Here is a 16,891-nt window from a genome sequence, read left to right on the forward strand (position 1 = left end):
AGGTCAGCACCCCCGAAACCCCCTCCACCACGCCCCCGGCAGGGGGTGTGTCCGCCTCCCCCACCGAGCACCGGAAGGGATTCCGCATGTACCCCGAACCTGCCCACAACCAGCCCGCCGTCCGGGCTTCGGAAGTCCACCACCCCACCCCGCTCGCCCCCGCCACGTCCTACGCGGCACCCCTCATGCCGGTGCAGCCGGCCGCCCTCCCGACGGTCGCCAGCGTGGTCCTGCCGGACGGGCGAATCGTCACCGGGTACGCCGTCGAACCCGCCCAGCCGGATCCGATCGCGCACCGGCCGGCAGTCTCGCGAACGGCGATGAACGTCGCCCTGGGGGGCATCGGGTTCCTCGCCGTGTGCGGCGGACTGCTGCTGCTGACCACGTTCATCGCCGCACTCACCGCGCTGATCACCCAGCTCATCACGCTGGCCGCGGTCATCTTCGGCGGATGGATCGCCGTGCAGATCTTCGGCAGCACCCGCCACGCGAGCGGCGGCAACACCTTCCACATCCGCAAAGCCACCTTCAAGCGCAACCACTTCAACGGCTGACAGGAGCCCTTTCGTGTTCGAGATCCGCGTCATCTGCGACCCCGCCGACTCCGACCGCGTCACCGCCGCACTGGAGACCGCGTTCAAGGCCGGACGGGTCACCGTCCATCCGGCCCGCGACGGCAACCGCGTGCGCCTCTACCTCGACGCCGACCACGCCGACGTCTGGCCCGAGCCCGAGCAGGCCTACGCCGACGCCCCCAGCATCCACAGTGAAATCGACTGGATCACTCACGCCCTCGGCACCGCCGCTTGCTACACCAAGCTGGAACGCGGCTTCTACCTGCGCAAGGCCGCCGTCCTCGACCGCATCGCGCTCGCCGACGGAGCCGACTACCGCGACGACGACACCGCCCACATCGCGGCGAAGTTCCTGGTCGTGCTCGACGACGCCGACGCCGACTGCGACCCGCGCGCCTACGTCCGTCAGCAGTACGCCCACTGGGCCGCGAACGGCCAGTAGCTACGCCAAGGGCGGCCCCCGCATCTCGCCAAAGAACCGGGGCCGCCCTTGTCCACCAGCACCCATCACAGGACTGGAGACCTCCAGCATGACCCATGACGCACGATCCGCGCTGTTACGTGCAGCGCTCGACGCCGCCGCACGCGGATGGCACGTCTTCCCCCTGCGCCCCGGCACTAAGCGCCCCTCCCTGCACGGCGAAGCCTCCTGCCCCGGCACCGGGCCCTGCGCGAGCGGGCACCGCAAGTGGGAGCAGCGCGCCACGACCGACCCGGACCGCATTCGCGCTGCCTGGTCACACGGCCCGTTCAACGTCGGCATCGCCACCGGCCCATCCGGGCTGCTGGTCGTCGACCTCGACGTGCCGAAGGACAAGGGCTGTTCGGACGCGCCGTGCGGCGCGGCCATCTTCGGAGCGCTCTGCGAGCGCGCCGGGCACGCCGTCCCCGCCACCTATCGAGCGCGGACCGCGAGCGGCGGAGAGCACCTGTACTTCACCGCCCCCACCGGGGCCCGACTGACCAACACCGCAGGCACCGTTGGGTCGTTGGTCGACACCAGGGCGTGGGGTGGATACGTCGTCGCGGCCGGCTCCATCACCCCCACGGGGCCCTACGAAGCGCTGTGCGGCTCTGAGGCGGCTCCGCTGCCCCGATGGCTGCAAGGCATCCTGCGGCCCGCCCCCAGGGCGTCTCAAGCCCCCTCGCGGTCCGTAACGACGCAATCCCGCACATACGCGGATGTAGCGCTCGCCAACGAGACGCGGAACGTCGCCGCCGCCCAACACGGCGCACGCGAAGCGACGTTGTTCCGCGCAGCGCGAGCACTCGGACGGTTCGTCGCGTGGGGTGACCTCCCCCGGCCCGTGGTGGAGCAGGCTCTTCAGGAGGCGGGAGAGGCGACCGGACTCACCGTCGCCGAGTGCCGCTCCACCCTGCGCAGCGCCCTGGACTGGTCCATCGCCCACAACCAGCGCAGCCGGCGGGCGGCATGAGCACCCCTCCACGCCCCCGCCTGAAGAGCATCACCCCCACCCCCACCGGGTCGGATGCCGCTGCAAAGCCTGTGGACACGACGGCCGTGGGCGGGCCCAAGGTCGTCGCCCGTAAGGGCGTCCCCATCGGTACTGACCCGACGCCCGAACGACCTGGGATCCGCGTCTACGCCCCGCCGGTGTACCACCATCACTGGGACGGGGCCCGCTGGTCCAAGCGCTACGGCGACACCCCCACCGCCGCGTACGCCTGCCCCTGTGGCCACACCGCCACCGCCACCGGCCAACAGAACGTGGCCGACCTGGTCGCCGACTACGCCGCCCACAAGCACTTCTGCACCGGCACCCCCGCCACGCTCACCGAACGGAGGACCGCCGCATGACCCCGCCCGCCATCGACGGCGCTGCCCTGCTCGACGAGGTGGAAGCCTTCCACCGCCGCTTCAACGTCTTCCCCACCGAAGCCGCGTTCGTCGCCGTCGCCCTGTGGGACGCGCACGCCCACCTGCTCGACTGCTTCGACTCCACCCCCCGCATCGCCTTCCTGTCCCCCGAGCCGGGGTCGGGCAAGACACGGGCGCTGGAGATCGTGGAAACCCTCGTGCCGCAGCCGATGACGGCCGTGAACGCGTCCGCCGCCGCCCTGTTCCGGTCCGTCTCCGGACCCGGCGGGAAGCCCACGATCCTGTTCGACGAGATCGACACCGTCTTCGGCCCCAAGGCAGGCGACAACGAGGAGTTGCGCGGGTTCCTCAACGCCGGTCACCGTCGCACCGGGGTCACCTACCGGTGCATCGGCGACGGCGGCAACCAGACCGTGCAGGCCTTCCCCTCGTACTGCGCGGTCGCGGTCGCCGGTCTCGGCTCGCTGCCGGACACGATCCTGACCCGCTCCGTCATCATCCGCATGCGTCGGCGGGCCAGGAACGAGAAGGTCGAACCCTTCCGGGCCCGCATCCACGAGGCGGAAGGCCACAAGCTCCGCGACCGGCTCGCCGAGTGGGCGGAACAGGCCCGAGGGTTCGTCATGGGGGCATGGCCGGACATGCCTGACGGAGTCGCCGACCGGCCCGCCGACGTGTGGGAACCACTCCTCGCCATCGCCGACGCGGCCGGCGGAACCTGGCCCGACCGGGCCCGCGAAGCCTGCCTGACCCTGGTCAAGGCCTCACGCGCCAACGACAAGGGCAGCATGGGCGTGCGGCTGCTGACCGACCTGCGCGACCACGTCATGGTCGGCATCGACCGCCTGCCCACCGTCGCCATCCTCGACCGCCTCAACGCCCTCGACGACGCGCCATGGGCCGACCTGGGCGGCAAGCCGCTCGACAACCGGCGGCTTTCCAAGATGCTCGCCGAGTACATGACGGCCGACAACGAGCCGATCACCTCCCGCAACATCAAGGCCGCCGGCAGCGTCCTCAAGGGCTACTACGCCACCGATCTCTGGGACGCCTGGGCCCGCTACTGCCCCCCACCCCCCGAAAGTCCGCTACCTCCGCTACCCGGCATGGAAAATGCTGCCTGACCAGCAGTGATGCGGTAGCGGCAAGCACCGGATTTTGCCGCTACCTCGCCGCTACCCATCCGCTACCGCTACCCCTTCCCGCTACCTCAACAGGGCCCCTGACCTGCGAGGTAGCGGCGGTAGCGGAAGTAGCGGCCCTCAGAGGTACCCCCTCCGCAGAAGCAGAGAAGGAGTCTTCACCTTGGCCCGCCCCAAGATGCTCAAGCTCCCCGAAGTCCTCGAAGAGATCGAGATGAGCCGCGCCGCCTTCTACCGCATGCGCGCCCGCGGCAAGGCCCCCAAGCTCATCAAGTTGCCCAACGGGCAACTCCGCTGCCGCCGCACCGACCTCGACGCCTGGTGGGCCATGCACGAGATCGCAGCCTGACGTCGACCCATCGAGGGGGCCCCTGCCGCGCGGCAGGGGCCCCTTCACCGTGAGGGAGCAAAGATGCACAGCTATGACGTGCGCATTTGGAGCGTCCGGAAGCGTGCCAGCAAGGCCGCTCCGTTCCAGCTCCGTTGGCAAGTAGACGGGACGGAGCATCAGGAGAAGTTCGCCACCAAGACGCTCGCCGATGCCCGCCGGGCGGAGTTGCTGACCGCGACCCGCAAGGGCGAGCCCTTCGACACGGAGACCGGTCTGCCGGTCTCCGAGGTGCGCGAGCGGAACCGCACGAGCTGGTACGCCCACGCTCGCGCGCATGCCGCACGGAAGTGGCCGACTGCGGCAGCAAAGCACCGAGCGAGCATTGCGGAAAGCCTCACCATCGCCACTATGGCGCTCTGCCCGGCGGGAAAGGGACGGCCGACGGACGACCTCTTGCGCCGCGCCCTCTACCAGTGGGGATTCAACGCCGGACGCCACGGCGAGGAGCCCCCGGAAGCGGAAGCCAAGGCCTTGGCGTGGGTGGAACGCAACGCCCCGGCCGTGGTCGACCTGGACAGTGCGAAGCGTGTGCGCATGGTCCTGGAACACCTGGCCAAGCGACAGGATGGCAAAGCGGCCGCAGCCAACACCTTCCGACGCCGCCGGGCGGTACTGAGCAACTGCCTGCGCCTCGCCGTCGAACACGAATTGCTGCCCGGCAACCCCCTGCACCGCGTGCATTGGGAAACCCCAAAAGCGGTAGAGGAGTTGGACGTCCGAAGCGTCGCTACGCCGGCGCAAGCACGAGCGCTGCTGGACGCCGTTCGCGCCCAGGGCCCGCGCGGCGCGCACTTGGCCGCGTTCTTCGCGTGCATCTACTACGCCGCACTGCGCCCCGAAGAAGTGTCCATGCTGAGCGCTGACCAGTGCGACCTTCCCACCGAAGGCTGGGGACGACTCATGCTCGCCGGTGCCCGGCCGCAGGTGGGTTCCGCCTGGACCGACGACGGCAAGCCGTACGAGGAGAGGCAACTCAAGCACCGGGCCCGCCGTGCGGTTCGGCCAGTGCCTATCCCGCCAGTGCTGGTCTCCATTCTGCGATCCCACATCGAAGCGTCCGGGAGGACCGACGACGGTCGGCTGTTCAGCGCAGTGCGGGGCGGGCCCATCCGGTCGCAGGAGTACGGCTCGGTATGGAAGGAAGCCCGCCGTAAGGCTCTCACCGCCGCGCAGGTGGCCTCTCCGCTCGCCGCCATCCCATACGACCTGCGGCACGCCTGCGTGTCGTTCTGGCTCCGTTCGGGGGTGAGCCTGGCAGAGACCGCCCGGCGGGCTGGGCAAAGCGTCGCCGTGCTCCAGCGCTACTACGCCAAGGTCTTGGACGGCGAGGAAGCGAGGATGAACGCGCTGATCGAGCAGGGATTGGCGGAGCAGGAAAGCGGGTCCGAAGAGCCCTAGATCCTGGCCGCAGGTTGGCCGCACGCGCTGGTCAAAGCCGGGATACGGGCGAATCAGGGTGAGACAGGGTGCACGCAGAAGGGGTGCCGCTCCGGAGAGGGCACCCCTTCTGACCTGCAATCCTCTGACCTGCTACGCGGTGGGTGTGGGATTTGAACCCACGGTGACTCGCGCCACGACGGTTTTCAAGACCGTTCCCTTAGGCCGCTCGGGCAACCCACCCGCGCCCCGGCCCACCTGGGGCGGAGCGGGTACAGACTACCGGGCGCGGGCTCGAAGCGGGGAGCATGGTCCACGCGGGTTCACAGGCTCCCGTCTCCGGTGCCGGCCCTCCGCGGGAGCATGAGCGCACCACACTTCGGTACTTCAGGTGACGCCGAGTCGGTCTTGTCACGGGGTCGTTACGGCGTTGTCCTGGGTCAAGGACCGAGGCATCCGATCGGATCCTGGACCGCTCATAATGATCAAGCACGGGCCGGGGAACGCCCGCACCTCAGCCCCAACCCATTGATCACGCAGGGGAATTGACACATGATCCGCAACCGCCGCAAGGCCTTCCTTGTCTCCGCCGCGCTTCTGGGCGGCACCCTGCTGATGACGGCGTGCAACCAGAGCGACGACGCCGACAGCTCCTCCGGCAAGGCCGACGTGTCCGCGGCGGCGAGCAAGTCTGGCGCCACAGGCGTCAGCGGTGCCTCCGGCTCTCCCTCCGGTTCCGGGAGCACGTCCGGCGGCAGCACGTCCGGTCCCGGGAGCAAGACCGGTGGCAGCACGTCCGGTGTCGGGAAGACGTCCGGCGGTGGCAGCACGTCCGGTTCCGGGGGCACGTCCGAGTCCGGCGAGACCGTCGTGGAGGGCCTCGACAAGGGCAAGGGCGTCAGCGGCACCTGGTACGGCATCGTGCGGTACGTGGCGCCCGGCAAGTACCTGGTCGACGGTCCTGCGGCCCAGGGCGCCGGCGGTGAGCAGCAGGCGTTCTTCCTCGCCGAGGACACCGTGATCCTGGGCGGGGGCCAGATCTGCGGCACCGCCGGCTCGAAGGTGGACGCTCCCTGCGAGGAGGCCGACCTGGAGAAGGCCGCCAAGAAGGGTGTGGAGGCCGAGGTCGTGGTCAAGAACGGCGTGGCCACTCAGATCACCGACGGTGCGCTCCGCTGATCCGACAGCTTGGACGAGCGGAGGCGGTCTGCCGGAAGCCACACTTCCGGCAGGCCGCCTCACTCATTGCCGCGCACGCGCGTATGGGGGCGGTGGTTGCCGCGTCCCGGGAGGCACGCGCGCGTGGGGTCAGCTGTCGCCCTTGCGGGAGCCGAGGGTGAGGTCGACGGTGTGGGTCTTGCCGCCGCGTTCGTAGGTGATCGTGACCTTGTCGCCGGGCTGGTGGGTCCAGATCTCGCCGATGAGGGTGGGGCCGCTGTCGATCACCATGTCGTCGAGCTTGGTGATGACGTCGCCGGGCTTGAGGCCGGCCCGGTCGGCGGGGCCACCGGACTCGACCGCCGAGGAGCCGCCCTCGGCGGTGTCGGTGATCTTCGCGCCGCCCGAGCCCTCCTGGAGGGAGACCGACGCGCCGATCTTGGCGTAGACGGGCTCGCCGGTCCTGATCAGCTGCTGGGCGACGTTCTTGGCCTGGTTGATCGGGATGGCGAAGCCGAGGCCGATCGAGCCGGACTGGGCGGTGCCGCCGAGCCCGCCGCCGCCGGTGGACTGGATCGCGGAGTTGATGCCGATGACGTTGCCCGAGGCGTCCAGCAGCGGGCCGCCGGAGTTGCCCGGGTTGATCGAGGCGTCCGTCTGCAGGGCGCTCATGTAGGAGGCGGAGCTGCCGGAGCCGTCGCTGGAGGCCACCGGGCGGTTCTTCGCGCTGATGATGCCCGTGGTGACCGTGTTGGACAGTCCGAAGGGGGCGCCGATCGCGATCGTCGAGTCGCCGACCGCCACCTTGTCGGAGTTGCCGAGGGTGAGCGGCTTGAGGTCCGAGGGGGCGTTCTTCAGCTTGATGACGGCGACGTCGTAGCCCTTGGCGTGCCCGACGACCTCGGCGTTGTACTTCTTGCCGTCGGGGAAGGTCGCCGTCAGCTTGCCTCCGTCGACCGCCTCCGCCACCACGTGGTTGTTGGTGACGATGTGGCCCTGGGTGTCGAAGACGAACCCGGTGCCGGTGCCGCCCTCGCCGCTGCTGGACTCGGCCTCGATGGTGACCGTGCTGGGCAGGGCCCTGGCGGCCACGCCCGCGACCGTGCCGGGATCGCGCTTCACCGCGCCGCCCTCGGTGGAGGCGGAGACGGTGGTGGAGCCGCTGTCGTCGTCGTTCCTGGCGAGGGTGTAGCCGAGGCCGCCGCCCAGACCGCCGGCGACCAGCGCGGCGATCAGGACCGCTGCGACGAGCCCGCCGCGGCCACGGCCCGACTTCGGCGCGGGCTGCTGGTAGGAGGCTCCCCAGACGGTGCCGCTGCCGCCGCCCGCGCCGCCCGCACCGGACCCGTCGGCGCCGTACGCGTGCGTGCCCGCACCGGCGTCGGCGTACAGGGGGGTCGCCGGGGGCGGGTTCTGCCAGTCGTTCCCGGACGCGGCCGGGGGGCCCTGGGGCGCGGCGGACTCGTGCGCGGCGGAGGCGTGGGGGACGGTCGGCGGCGGCCAGTCGCCGTCGACCGGAGCGGTCGGCGCGGGCGCCGCCGGGGGCGTACTGGGCGGCGGCCAGGCGCCCTCGGGCGCGCCGGTCGCACCGGCCGCCCCCGCGGGGACGTGCTCGGGCGCCTGCGGGGGCGCCGCCGGGAGCGGGGTGGTGGGCGCGCCGGCGTCCGGCGCGGACGCCTGCGAGGCGGCCGAGGGAGACTCCACCGGCACGGGAGGTGCGGACGGGGCCGGGGGTACCTGAGTGCCCTCGCTCTTGCCCTCGTTCTCGGTGCTCACAGCTCTTCTCCTCGATCCACGGCTGTTTTCGGCGGTCGCACTGGGTGGCACGGGGTCGTGCTCGTCGGCGCTCGACGCGCTTCGTCGCACGCTTCGTCCACTACCCGGCGCGCTGAAGCTGTTGCCTGTCCTTTTGTACGTCTCAGCTTTTCCCACGGGCCGTCAGAGCACCATAAGCGGTGCCTGTGGGTCCACGGTCTTTCTTTATAAGGGTCAATACGCACAATAAGCGCGCATCTTCAAAAGATCTCAGAGGGTTCTCAGACGACGGTCCGACGGTGGCACGATGACGCGGTGACTCACGCACGGCAGCACCACATTCAAGTCGTCGCCCACCGGGGCGCCTCCGAGGAGGCCCCCGAGCACACCCTGGCCGCGTACAAGAAGGCGATCGAGGACGGTGCGGACGCCCTCGAATGCGATGTACGGCTCACCGCGGACGGTCACCTCGTGTGCGTGCACGACCGCCGCGTCAACCGTACGTCCAACGGACGCGGCGCGGTCTCCGCCCTGGAACTCGCCGACCTGGCGGCGCTGGACTTCGGCTCCTGGAAGACCAAGGAGGCGCACGAGGCCTGGCACGCGCGCGAGGAGGACCCCGACTGGGAGGTCCGGCCCGAGGACCGCGAGGAGACCTCCGTCCTGACCCTCGAGCGGCTCCTGGAGCTGGTCTCCGACGCGGGACGGCGGGTCGAGCTGGCCATCGAGACGAAGCATCCGACCCGCTGGGCCGGACAGGTGGAGGAGCGGCTGCTGACGCTGCTCAAGCGCTTCGGCCTGGACGCGCCCGCCTCCCCGGCCGAGTCACCGGTGCGGATCATGAGCTTCTCGGCGCGCTCGCTGCACCGGGTGCACGCCGCCGCGCCCACGATCCCGGCCGTCTACCTGATGCAGTTCGTCTCGCCCCGGCTGCGCGACGGACGGCTGCCCGCGGGAGTCGGGATCGCCGGCCCCTCGATCCGCATCGTGCGCGGTCACCCGGCGTACGTCGAGCGGCTGAAGCGGGCCGGTCACCAGGTGCACGTGTGGACCGTGAACGAGCCGCGGGACGTCGACCTCTGCGTCGGGCTGGGCGTCGACGCCATCATCACCAACCGTCCGCGCGCGACCCTGCGACGCCTGGGCCGCTGAATCGCCCCCGCCCCGCCCGGCCAGGCCCGGTCAGCCCGGCTCGGCCCGGCTGCGACTCCTCCGCACGGGCCGGAATCGAGCGGTCGTACGGCTCTGCCGGAAGCCCTCCGGAAGCCGTCCGGGAGCCCTCGTTGTCCCTCGGAGGCCACACACGTCCCAGAAGCCCCATCCATACCTCTTGACCCACAGCGCCACCTACAGCATTCTCCGTTCTCAGCCATACCGCCCAGATTCAGCCACTCGCTGACCAGCCCCTCACAGGGAGTGCTCCGGCGCGTTCGGTCCGTGTTCGGTCGTGCCGAATGCGTCCCCGGACCTGCGCCGGCCGGTTTCCGGTACAGGCCAATGGGGCATCCACACCGTGGCGTGGGGCGAAGGAGGTCTCGGGGGTGGCGTTGGTGGTGGCACAGGAGGTGCCCGCGTCGTCGAGCATGGCCGTACCCCATGGCCCTGCGGGCGTGGGGAACGCGAGACACCGCATGCGCGATCAGCTGCGCAGGGGCGGGGTGTCGGAATCGGTCATCGACGACGCCGTACTGATCCTTTCCGAACTCTTGAGCAACGCCTGCAAGCACGGCAGACCACTGGGCGACGCCCTGTCCGGGGACGGGGACGTCCGGGCCGCCTGGCGCGTCGATCCGGGCGGCCGGCTGGTGGTCGAGGTGACCGACGGCGGCGGCCCGACCCGCCCCGCCCCGGCGACCCCGTCCGTCACCGCCCACGGCGGCCGCGGGCTCAACATCATCACGGCGCTGGCCGACGACTGGGGCGTCCGCGACGACGCGCGCGGCGAGGTCACGGTGTGGGTCGTCGTCCACGCGGACGTGTACGACCCCGACGCGGGCTGCCGGCGCGACGACTTCGCGTCCCGGGTCGCGGCCCCTTCGGTCGCGTCCATGGCCGGCCTGGACTTCGCGGACGTCTTCGACGACATGGACTAGCTGTACTGCCCTGAGAGGTTCGACGACGTGGTCTAGCCAGCCAGGGCCTGTCGTTCGGATCACCGCGCGGCCGCAGCCGCGTCTGCCCCCGTGCCGTCCGCCGTCTGCCGTCCGCGAGCCGGGCGTTGTCCACAGGTTCCGGTGACGGAGCGTGCGAACGGTTAGGCTCCCGGCGTATCAGACGAGCCGTACCCGGGAGACACCCAGTGGCCAAGAAGCGACCCCAGACGAAGGCCAAGCGGCCGCAGCTCACCGACGGGGACATCCCGGTCGTCGGCGCGCGGGAGCCCTGCCCCTGCGGCAGTGGCCGCCGCTACAAGGCCTGTCACGGCCGGGCCGCCGCGCACGCCGTGACCGAGCTGGTGCAGCGCCCCTTCGAGGGGCTGCCGGGCGAGGGCGACTGGGTGGCGCTGCGCGAGCTGGTGCCGGCCGCCACGGTGGAACTGGCGCTCAGGGACGGCCTGCCCGAGGGCGTTCCGTCGGTCACGCTCGCCACGGTGCTGCCGATGGCGTGGCCCGCCCTGCGCCGGGACGACGGCTCGGTGCTGCTCGGCCTCCAGAACGACACGCCGTCCGGGGACATCAGCCGCGACCTGGCCGACACCCTGACGCGCGCCCTGGAAGCGGAGCCGGGGACCCCGGTCCAGGCGCGCCGCGCCCCGGCCGACGGTCCGCGGATGCAGGACCTGCTCGACCCGGAGGGCACGTTCGCGCCAGTTGTGCACAGCGGTTTCGAGTTCTGGGTGCCGGACCCGGAGAACGCCGCGCCCGAGGTGGCCGCCTCCCTGGAGCGGGCGAACGCCGCGGCCATCCCCACCGTCAAGCTGACCGGGGTGGACGCCGCGTACTGGTGCGAGACGCCGGAGAAGAACCATCTGCGCTGGGTCATGCCGCACCCGGAGGAGCGGCTTCTGGACGCTCTCGCGCGGCTGCACGCCGCGGGCGCGGCCGGTCTCGGGGAGGGCACGCGGCTGGTGGGCTCCTTCCGGGCGCACGGTCTGACGGTGCCGGTGTGGGACCTGCCGAGCGCGGTCACCGCGGACGACGTGGAGAAGCCGGCCGCGGAGTTCGCCGAGCGGCTCGCCGTCGCCCTGGCCTCGGACGCGCCGCTCACGGCGGACGAGCGTCGCGCGCGGGGCGGCCTCACCAACCGACAGGTGACGCTCAGCTGACGCACAGGGTTCCAACAGGCCCCGGTGGAAGGGCCGTTCGGGACTGAGGTGCGGGCGGCCGGGGTGAGTCCGCTCACAACTGCCGTCCGCACAAGGCGAGTCGACGCCACAAGCACCGATTCGCCCGTGTCCGGAAAGCCGATGAAAACTAGAGATCGAATTTGCGCAGGGCCGATCTCTTGTTACCGTTCGAGTAGCCCGGTTGCTGGTGCATCCCCCGTCGCCAGCAACCGGGTTTTTCCGTGCGCGAATCCGCTCACGCGGAGACAGCGCACGTCAACTCCCCGTGTCCGTCGGCGAGTTGCTGCCGGAGCGCAACAGCAGCCGTCCGCCCTCCGATGCTCGTGCGAACTCCGCGACCGCCGTGTAGGCGGGCAGATCGCCACGGCTGCGTTCGTGGGGCGTCTCGCAGGACAGCGGTTCGTCCTCGGCGCCCACCGCGCATTTCGTCTGCACCGTGCGGCCCGCGGGACCCATGAGGCTCAGGAAGGCGCCCAGGGCGCGCCCGGTGGCGTTGCGGTAGTACGTGCGCGCCCAGGTGTCCTCGCCCTGGGACAGCACGCAGGTCTGCGCCTCCACGCCGTCGGGGGAGGTCAGCTCGGGGCCGCAGCGGGCGGCGGTGGCCAGCCCCAGGCCGAGCAGCAGCGGAGACCGGGAGGGCGCGGCGTAGGGCGCCTTGCGGTCGCCGTGCTCCCCGGCGCGCGGACGGTGAGGTTCCGCGGCTCGCGGGCCGTGACGTTCCGCGCCGGGCGGGCCGGCCGGTCCGGCGGCGCGCGGGTCGCTCAGGTCGAGGGCGCGGGTGACGGCCGTGTCGGCCGTGCGTCCCTCGTCGCCGACCGGCCCCGCGGACGCCATGGCCAGAGGCAGTGCGATCGCGCCGGCCACGGCGCCCCCGAGGGCGAGGAGACGAAGGTTCATGCACCGGAAGATAGAGGGCGAACCCGGGCTTGCCGCCCGGTGCGCGCCCGACACCCCTACAACTCGGGGGCGCTCACACCCGTACGAGTGAGGGCGTCGACGACGGCGTCCACGAGGGCCTCGACGTCGGGCACCCAGGGCGAGGCCGAGCCGGGCAGCGGCGCGCGTTCCCAGCGGATGCCGCCGCGGCCGGTCTCCGACGGCGGCAGGGCGATGTATCCGCCGTCGCCGTGGAAGCGCAGCGAGCCGGGGACGAAGTCCTTGGCGTAGAGCAGCTCACCGAGCTGCTCCATCGAGTACGGCCGCACCAGGAAGAACCAGCGGGTGGGGGAGGCCACCACCGGGCCGAGGCGCATGCCCTGCAGGTCGAGCGCCACGAGCGCGCGCGAGGCGGCGAGGGCCGGGAGGCTGACCGCGCAGGGGGCGGCGCCCCCGGTGGCCAGGATGATCGGCGACGCCGGCCGGTTGCCCCACCACCAGCGCACCATGCGGGCGTCGGTGGTGGCCGCGAGGAGGCCGGGATCGAAGGGATGGGCGCCGGGGACCGTGCACTCCGGGTCGGGGCAGGTGCAGCGGGACGTGCTCCGCTGGTCCGCCGTCGCCCCTGGGAGGACGGGCCACTGCCATCGCGTCGCGAACGTCAGGGCCGCGTCGAGCAAGTCGGGCCCTCCGTCGTCGCGCCGGGACAGCAGCCTGCGTCGCTTTCCGAGGATCTCGCGCATGAGCGCTCGTTCCTTTCCGTTGCACCGCTGGCAACACCGTGGGTCTCATCACACCATGTGTCGATCACTTCACTGTGCGTACCTTGTGGCGCATCACACCCCTGTCCTGGACAAGGGAGACCCCTCAGGGTCGAGGTGGCGGCTGCCTCCGCGGCCGCTCCGTCCGACTTGCGTCCCTCTCGTGCCTGGGTGTGGCGTGGGGTGGCGAAGTCTGGCGTTTGGCGTCGCGCGTATTTCTCTCCGCCTCCACCACGGGAGGATGGGGCACGGTCGTCGATGACTATGACGCCCGGTCCGGTCACCGGGTTCCGGGAGGCTCCCTACGAGCCCCCGACGACCCCGGCCCTTACCGAGTACGTACCCACCGCGTCCGCTGTGACGCTCCGTCGAGCAAACCCAGTCGACCGCAATCACCCCTTACCCGAGGCAGTTTTAGGCCAACTTCGCATTTTCGCAAGGGAGCCGGAAGAACCATGCGTGATTCTCCCAAAGACCCAGCGGACACCAGTAATCCCAGCAGGACAATGCTGGACATCCCCTCACGAGTGCGTGTACATGTGGAGACACCGCTAGCGGCGCAGAATGACATGGGGGTTTGCGATGCTTTTGAGCAATACGCTCCGGTCCGAGAGCCGGACGCCATGAACGCCCCTCACCCTCCGAAAGTGGCCGGAATCGATTCAACGGTTCCCTCGCCCGCACACACTGTCCCGCCCGCGCCCGCCGCCCCGGGCCACGCGACCCTCCCCGCGCCTCCCCCCGGCCCCCCGCTTGCCTCCGGTCCCGGAGCCGTGCTGACGGACCGGCTCGCCGGCTGGGTCTCGGACCTCACCACCCTGCACGAACTCACCGAACGCCTGGCGCGCACCGACGTGCTGGCGGACGCCCTGACGGAGCTGCTGCACGCCGGAGCCGCCCTCGTGGGCGCCCGCCGCGGCCTCGTGGTCCTGGAGCCCGCCGACCGGCTCGGCCCCGACACCACGATCGGCCTGGGCCTCGGCCGAGCCGACCTCGGCCACATCGAGACCGTGCCCCGCAGCGCCCTGGCCTACGGCCGCATCCTCGACGGACTGCCCGGCGGCGAGGGGGAGATCGCCGAGCCCGACCTGCTCGCCGGGGACGGCCTGGACCCCCGCCACCGCGAGGTGGCCGCCCGCCTCGGCTACGCCGCGAGCTACGCGCTGCCGCTGCGGGCGGACGGCGCGCCGGGCCGGCTCGGCGCCGCCGTCTGGCTCTACGACGAGCCCGCCGAACCGGGCGAACGCCGGCGCCACCTGGCCGGCCTGTACGTCCGGTACGCCGCCGAGCACCTCGCCCGGCTCGTGGAACTCGAGCGCACACGCGCGTGCATGCGCACGATGGCCGAGGAACTCCTGCCGTCCCGGCTGCCGCGGGTGCCCGGCGTCCAGCTCGCCGCCCGGCACCGCACCGGCCCGCGCGGCGGCGGCGACTGGTACGACGCGCTGCCGCTGCCGGACGCCGCGCTGGGGCTTGCCGTGGGCTCCGTCACCGGGTCCGGGCCGAGCGCGGTCGCCGCGATGGGCCGGCTGCGCGCCTCCCTGCGGGCGTACGCCGTGATGGAGGGCGAGGACCCCGTCGCCGTCCTGTCCGATCTGGAGCTGCTGCTGCGGCTCACCGAGCCCGCACGGTCCGCCACCGCGCTGTTCGCCTACTGCGAGCCCGCCCTGCGCAAGATCACCCTGGCCGGCGCGGGGCACTGCCCGCCGCTGCTGGTCGGCGAGCGGCGCACGGAGTTCGTGGAGACCTCCGTCTCCGCGCCGCTGGGCATGCTCGCCTGCTGGGAGGCGCCCAGCGTGGAACTGGAGGCGGAGCCCGGCGAGACGGTCCTGCTCTACACCGACGGCCTCCTGCACCGCACCGGCGAGCCCGTCGACCGCGCCTTCGCCCGCCTGCACGCGGCCGCCGCGAGCGTGCCCAGACCGCTGCGCGGCGACCCGGGCGCGATCGCCGACCACGTGCTGCGCACGCTCCTGCCCGACGGACCGGACGGACGGAGCGCACCGGGCGGAGCCGACGGACGGGGCGGGCCGGACGGGCAGGACGGCGACGAGGACGTCGTGCTGCTGGCGGCCCGCTTCGAGTAGGACGGCGACGACAGTCCGTGACCGGCCCGGCGACAGGTCCTTCTCCTCTGGGCCCTCTTACGTACGACCGTACGATGGAGGGGGTCCAGTGCCGTATCTAGGAGGATGACCGTGGCCGACGAGCTCACCCCGGAGACCCCGGAAGAGTCGGAAGAGCCCATCAAGCAGCGGAAGAACGGCCTGTACCCGGGCGTGTCCGACGAGCTGGCCGAGAACATGAAGTCCGGCTGGGCCGACACGGAGCTGCGCGATCTGGAGCCGATCGCCCAGTCCGCGCAGACCGCCGCCCGCCGCGCCGCGCTCTCGGCGCGCTTCCCGGGCGAGCGTCTGGTGATCCCCGCGGGCAACCTGAAGACGCGCTCCAACGACACGGAGTACGCCTTCCGCGCGTCCGTCGAGTACGCCTACCTGACCGGCAACCAGACGGAGGACGGCGTCCTCGTCCTGGAGCCCGTCGCCGGCGGCCACCAGGCGACGATCTACCTGCTGCCCCGCTCCGACCGGGAGAACGGCGAGTTCTGGCTGTCCGGCCAGGGCGAGCTGTGGGTGGGCCGCCGGCACTCGCTCGGCGAGGCCGAGCAGCTGTACGGCATCCCCGCCTCCGACGTGCGCGAGCTGCCCGGCCGGCTGCGCGAGGCCACCGGGCCCGTGCGGGTCGTGCGCGGCCACGACGCGGGCATCGAGGCCGCCCTGACCGACAAGGTCACCGCCGAGCGCGACGCGGAGCTGCGCGTCTTCCTCTCCGAGGCCCGTCTGGTCAAGGACGAGTTCGAGATCGGCGAGCTGCAGAAGGCCGTGGACTCGACGGTGCGCGGCTTCGAGGACGTCGTGAAGGTCCTCGACCGGGCCGAGGCCACGAGCGAGCGCTACATCGAGGGCACGTTCTTCCTCCGCGCGCGCGTGGAGGGCAACGACGTGGGCTACGGCACCATCGCCGCCTCGGGCCCGCACGCCTGCACGCTGCACTGGGTGCGCAACGACGGACCGGTGCGCAAGGGCCACCTGCTCCTGCTCGACGCGGGCGTCGAGACCCACACGTACTACACGGCCGACGTCACGCGCACGCTGCCGGTCGACGGCCGCTACACGGAGATCCAGAAGAAGATCTACGACGCGGTGTACGACGCCCAGGAGGCCGGCATCGCCGCGGTGAAGCCGGGCGCCAAGTACCGCGACTTCCACGACGCTGCACAGCGCGTGCTGACCGAGCGGCTCGTCGAGTGGGGCCTGGTCGAAGGGCCGGTCGAGCGGGTCCTGGAACTCGGTCTCCAGCGCCGCTGGACGCTGCACGGCACCGGGCACATGCTCGGCATGGACGTCCACGACTGCGCCGCCGCGCGCGTGGAGTCCTACGTCGACGGCACCCTGGAGCCCGGCATGGTGCTGACCGTCGAGCCCGGCCTGTACTTCCAGGCCGACGACCTCACCGTGCCCGAGGAGTACCGGGGCATCGGCGTCCGCATCGAGGACGACATCCTCGTCACCGAGGACGGCAACCGGAACCTCAGCGCCGCGCTGCCCCGGACGTCGGACGAGGTCGAGCGCTGGATGGCGTCGCTGACCGGCTGACGCGGGTCACGCACGACGACGGCCGGGCACTCGGCGGGCGGACGCCCGGCGGGTGCCCGGCCGTCGCACGACAG

16 protein-coding genes and 1 tRNA gene are annotated in these 16,891 nt (G+C 71.7%); 13 read left to right on the top strand and 4 right to left on the bottom strand.

Annotated features, from left to right (window positions below):
- Positions 1-86 precede the first annotated feature (86 nt).
- From OG802_RS17445 to OG802_RS17475, 7 genes are all read left to right on the top strand, one after another.
- The gene (locus OG802_RS17445; protein WP_329411581.1) at positions 87-554 is read left to right on the top strand and encodes a hypothetical protein; all 468 of its coding nucleotides are present in this window, start codon (positions 87-89) and stop codon (positions 552-554) included.
- A gap of 13 nt (positions 555-567) precedes the next feature.
- The gene (locus tag OG802_RS17450) at positions 568-1,017 is read left to right on the top strand and encodes a hypothetical protein (RefSeq protein ID WP_329411583.1); all 450 of its coding nucleotides are present in this window, start codon (positions 568-570) and stop codon (positions 1,015-1,017) included.
- Between the two features lie 88 nt (positions 1,018-1,105).
- Positions 1,106-2,011: a bifunctional DNA primase/polymerase gene (locus OG802_RS17455; RefSeq protein ID WP_329411585.1), complete on the top strand. Its 906-nt coding sequence runs from the start codon at positions 1,106-1,108 to the stop codon at positions 2,009-2,011.
- 179 nt (positions 2,012-2,190) lie between these two features.
- On the top strand, positions 2,191-2,394 hold the full coding sequence (locus tag OG802_RS17460) for a hypothetical protein (RefSeq protein WP_329411587.1): 204 nt from the start codon (positions 2,191-2,193) through the stop codon (positions 2,392-2,394).
- Positions 2,391-3,539, top strand: a complete 1,149-nt coding sequence (locus OG802_RS17465) for a DUF3631 domain-containing protein (protein ID WP_329411589.1) — start codon at positions 2,391-2,393, stop codon at positions 3,537-3,539. The genes OG802_RS17460 and OG802_RS17465 overlap by 4 nt, the downstream gene beginning before the upstream one ends.
- Positions 3,540-3,720: 181 nt before the next feature.
- On the top strand, positions 3,721-3,906 hold the full coding sequence (locus tag OG802_RS17470; protein WP_329411590.1) for a helix-turn-helix transcriptional regulator: 186 nt from the start codon (positions 3,721-3,723) through the stop codon (positions 3,904-3,906).
- Positions 3,907-3,969: 63 nt separating this feature from the next.
- The gene (locus OG802_RS17475; protein ID WP_329411591.1) at positions 3,970-5,346 is read left to right on the top strand and encodes a tyrosine-type recombinase/integrase; all 1,377 of its coding nucleotides are present in this window, start codon (positions 3,970-3,972) and stop codon (positions 5,344-5,346) included.
- A gap of 137 nt (positions 5,347-5,483) precedes the next feature.
- On the opposite strand, the gene OG802_RS17480 is transcribed toward OG802_RS17475, so the two are convergent.
- Positions 5,484-5,568, bottom strand: a tRNA-Ser gene (locus OG802_RS17480).
- Positions 5,569-5,877: 309 nt separating this feature from the next.
- Between OG802_RS17480 and OG802_RS17485 the strand changes: the two genes are divergently transcribed.
- Positions 5,878-6,504: a hypothetical protein gene (locus OG802_RS17485; protein WP_329411592.1), complete on the top strand. Its 627-nt coding sequence runs from the start codon at positions 5,878-5,880 to the stop codon at positions 6,502-6,504.
- Between the two features lie 129 nt (positions 6,505-6,633).
- Here the strand turns inward: OG802_RS17485 and OG802_RS17490 are convergent, their stop codons facing one another.
- Entirely contained in the window at positions 6,634-8,259 is a 1,626-nt protein-coding gene (locus tag OG802_RS17490) for a S1C family serine protease (protein WP_329411594.1), read from the bottom strand.
- Positions 8,260-8,553: 294 nt separating this feature from the next.
- Between OG802_RS17490 and OG802_RS17495 the strand changes: the two genes are divergently transcribed.
- From OG802_RS17495 to OG802_RS17505, 3 genes are all read left to right on the top strand, one after another.
- Positions 8,554-9,390 carry a glycerophosphodiester phosphodiesterase gene (locus OG802_RS17495; RefSeq protein WP_329411595.1) on the top strand — a complete coding sequence of 279 codons (837 nt, stop codon included), beginning with the start codon at positions 8,554-8,556 and terminating at the stop codon, positions 9,388-9,390.
- Positions 9,391-9,692: 302 nt separating this feature from the next.
- Positions 9,693-10,331, top strand: a complete 639-nt coding sequence (locus tag OG802_RS17500; RefSeq protein WP_329411597.1) for an ATP-binding protein — start codon at positions 9,693-9,695, stop codon at positions 10,329-10,331.
- Positions 10,332-10,537: 206 nt separating this feature from the next.
- Complete coding sequence (locus OG802_RS17505; RefSeq protein ID WP_329411599.1) at positions 10,538-11,503, top strand: DUF5926 family protein; 966 nt, start codon at positions 10,538-10,540, stop codon at positions 11,501-11,503.
- Between the two features lie 276 nt (positions 11,504-11,779).
- On the opposite strand, the gene OG802_RS17510 is transcribed toward OG802_RS17505, so the two are convergent.
- Together OG802_RS17510 and OG802_RS17515 are read right to left on the bottom strand one after the other, a co-directional pair.
- Positions 11,780-12,421 (bottom strand): hypothetical protein, encoded by a 642-nt coding sequence (locus tag OG802_RS17510; protein ID WP_329411601.1) that lies wholly within the window; start codon positions 12,419-12,421, stop codon positions 11,780-11,782.
- 56 nt (positions 12,422-12,477) lie between these two features.
- Positions 12,478-13,143, bottom strand: a complete 666-nt coding sequence (locus tag OG802_RS17515) for a bifunctional DNA primase/polymerase (RefSeq protein ID WP_329411603.1) — start codon at positions 13,141-13,143, stop codon at positions 12,478-12,480.
- Between the two features lie 524 nt (positions 13,144-13,667).
- On the opposite strand from OG802_RS17515, the gene OG802_RS17520 reads away from it, so the two are divergent.
- Together OG802_RS17520 and OG802_RS17525 are read left to right on the top strand one after the other, a co-directional pair.
- Positions 13,668-15,248, top strand: coding sequence for a PP2C family protein-serine/threonine phosphatase (locus OG802_RS17520; protein ID WP_329411605.1), 1,581 nt, complete (start codon positions 13,668-13,670; stop codon positions 15,246-15,248).
- A 111-nt stretch (positions 15,249-15,359) separates the two neighbouring features.
- Positions 15,360-16,817 (top strand): aminopeptidase P family protein, encoded by a 1,458-nt coding sequence (locus tag OG802_RS17525; protein ID WP_329411607.1) that lies wholly within the window; start codon positions 15,360-15,362, stop codon positions 16,815-16,817.
- The last annotated feature ends 74 nt before the right edge of the window (positions 16,818-16,891 follow it).

The organism is Streptomyces sp. NBC_00704 (assembly GCF_036226605.1).
Classification (GTDB): domain Bacteria; phylum Actinomycetota; class Actinomycetes; order Streptomycetales; family Streptomycetaceae; genus Streptomyces.